Consider the following 3,066-nt stretch of genomic DNA (forward strand, 5'->3'; position numbering starts at 1 on the left):
TTTTTACATTTATAAAAGTAAAAAAACGATAATCCTTCTACACTTTAGATAGAAAGAATATCGTTTTTTTATTTTGGGGGGATTTTTATTTGTTAGCTTGATAGCGATGTGGCGGTACCCCATCGCTATCAAGCTAAGATTATGCAAAGTCAATTTTAGGCGAGATTGTTTCTTTTTTCTAAAGGGCAAGTGTAGGTGATTAAAAGATTTGCATACGAAATAACCCCTAACGGGTTTCATTTTTTGAATTAAGCGGCTTGATTATCAGACATGGTACAATTGTAAACAACACCTAATATATCAAAGACCGTTTTTTTCTCATATCGATGAGATTTCCGCCCGTTTTGCTGTAGGAGATTGAACAGGCGAAGTAACACCTTTGATAGCTCTTGGGTGTTGTTTTGTATAGTTTGGAATAAAAGAAGAAAATAGTCTTTGATCATATATATGGCTTTATACTCACTAAGCTCTCGTTTTTTCTTCATTAGGAGCAATTGTCGCATTTGAAACATGATAGAAGAACAGAGTAGAATGGCAATCAATTGACCATATAAATGGCACTCCAATCGTTCTGGTTTTATCTTTTTACAATGATGAATTTGAAAGAATGACTTCCACGTTTTAAATAAAATTTCGATTTGCCAACGTAAAGAATACCAATCATGTACTTGTCCCGTCGGGATAATATCTGTAGGGGTGTTTGTCATATATACATTGATACCACTGAGTCGTTTACTACAAGGAGAATACTTCATTCCTTTCTTTTTTTCTCTTACAGCTTGATCTTGTAATCGTTTTTGTTGCTGTTGTTTTGTTAATCGATGAACAATTACACGAGCTGACACTTTATCAATCATTCCTACATAAGCATCAGCTATTTCACATGTTTGTCCTGGTTGAAGGGAGTTCATTAACGTCTCCATATCTATCTGTATATACTCTGTACCTTTCTTAATTCTTCCATCTTGAAAATAATCAGGGGTAGGATTTTTTTGATAAATACGTGTATTCGACTTGATACGAGAGATATAGTAGGCCTCTTTATCTTGTATATATTGAAGGTCTTTTAAATGAAAATAACCTAAATCTCGGATACATAAATCATTCGCTGTCACAGTTGGAGCACACAGAGAGCCGTAAGTGCGATCATGTTGTTTACCTGGACCTGTATGAATATGAAGGAACTGTCCACTTAACAAATCATACTCAAGTTGAATTTTTATCCCAGCTGTATGGCTGCAGCCTCCTGCACCTGGATAAACCGATGAAAATACATCCGGGAGTTGAAATGCAGTTGAATCTAAAATACGAATACGCTTAAAAACAGAAGTATATGGAGAAGAAATCGGTATAGATGAGGTCAATTTTCGGCTTAGTAGTTCAGCTAGTATGTGTTGTAAAAATTGGACGGCTGCTTTATTAAATCGTTGGTTCAGTCCCTCGGGACTGATGAGCACTTCTGTCGAGGCTTCTAAACAGCTAGATAACTGAGTTAAAGACGTCGTAGCGATATTTTGGTTCATCCATACACATAAAGCGACTAAATCTTTTGCTTGGTACTTACTGGTTCGTTGTACGAAACCAACATCTCGAGCAAGATTCCGTAAGGTATTTGGAGATAAAAAACGTTGAATCTCTTGAGCAAATAGTTGTAATTCATCAGACACAGAAACAGACATAAAAAACGCCATCCTTTCCTATAATTCTACAGAAAGAATAGCGTTTTTTTCTTTTTATGGATACATTTTTTTAGCTCGATAGCGATGTGGTGTTACCTCAAATATAATTATTTTATTTGAAGGTCTCTTTTAAATTTTTATCAAATCTTTTCATAGGTTGATATACAAGGACGTGTAATGATAAACCTATCACTGCAGTAATGTTCAAAATAATACTTATAATCATTAAAGACCATTCAATAACTGGAGAAAAGTATCCGTTCGTGCTTAATGTAGAAGAACTGATACCTAGTAGTAAAATCACTATTAGTAAAGGTAAGTTTTTAACCAATTTGAATCCCCCTTTTAAATATAATATCTTTATATTATTATATCACACTAGATTATGTAATTAATATAAGATAGTTATCTATGAGAATTTAACGTATTTTCTCTTTTTTGGGGTGACCTACTTCTTTAGCTTGATAGCAATGTGGCGGTACCCCTACAAATATAAGAACAATACCTAAAAAAAATGTTCCTATGTTCCAAGAAATACTCAATTATAGTACACCACAAATTACTCTCAAATATATCAGAATTAATAAAAAAGAAAAAGATAACATTCTTGATACATTCCTTATTTAATTTATAATTCCTTACCCCCTCTTTCAAAAAATATGAAAGAGGGTTAAACAATTTAATATTTCAATTTGTTTTCCAACTCTGTATTAACTATTTCTACTACAGCATCAATTTTATTATTTAAATCTACTATCATACTTAAGATATCATTTTTACTCGAAAAAGATTTATTACTTTTCACCATTTCAAAAAATGACACAACCTTATTAGGCAAATCATTAAACTCAGTTTCAATAGAAATTCTAACAATTTCTTCATTCTTTTTTTCAATATCATCAATTTTATTTTTAACTTGTTCTTGTAAAGTATCATCAGAAATATTTGAATCTAATAATAACACCTGAATATTACTTACATCTTTTTTTAGTATTTCCAATCTGTTTTTTAATATATATAGACTAAAAGTTATCTTTTTTTTACGATCTAATTGTTTTTCACCAACTTGAGGTAGTAAATTAAAACAACATGAAATAATAGCTACGATTAGAGCACTAAAAAAAGCATTTGTAGCATTAGAAATATCAGTACTTCTTAAATTTTTAGGAATTAAAGAACTCAAGCTACCAAAAATAGAATAAAGAACAAAGTATCCACAAAAAACCAAAACAGAAAGTACTGTTATCATTAGTAAAGGCTTAAGAATAGTTGTCTTCCAATTAAAATTTTCATTAAACATAAAAACACTCCTATATATTTATAAATCTATTTAGAATGAAATAACAATAAATTTTAAAACAAAATCTTCTATAAAACAAGGAAATAT

General features: G+C 31.0%; 3 protein-coding genes. All 3 read right to left on the reverse strand.

The features are described 5' to 3' along the window. Nucleotides 1-248: 248 nt before the first annotated feature. Nucleotides 249-1,679, reverse strand: coding sequence for an IS4 family transposase (locus tag MR160_RS33220; protein ID WP_242299175.1), 1,431 nt, complete (start codon nucleotides 1,677-1,679; stop codon nucleotides 249-251). Between the two features lie 112 nt (nucleotides 1,680-1,791). Beyond that, nucleotides 1,792-2,010 carry a hypothetical protein gene (locus MR160_RS33225; protein ID WP_000240399.1) on the reverse strand — a complete coding sequence of 73 codons (219 nt, stop codon included), beginning with the start codon at nucleotides 2,008-2,010 and terminating at the stop codon, nucleotides 1,792-1,794. Nucleotides 2,011-2,358: 348 nt separating this feature from the next. Further along, nucleotides 2,359-2,979, reverse strand: a complete 621-nt coding sequence (locus MR160_RS33235) for a hypothetical protein (protein ID WP_242299176.1) — start codon at nucleotides 2,977-2,979, stop codon at nucleotides 2,359-2,361. Nucleotides 2,980-3,066: the final 87 nt, after the last annotated feature.

It is taken from the genome of Bacillus cereus group sp. BfR-BA-01382 (assembly GCF_022663475.1).
GTDB classification, from domain to species: Bacteria; Bacillota; Bacilli; order Bacillales; family Bacillaceae_G; genus Bacillus_A; species Bacillus_A thuringiensis_S.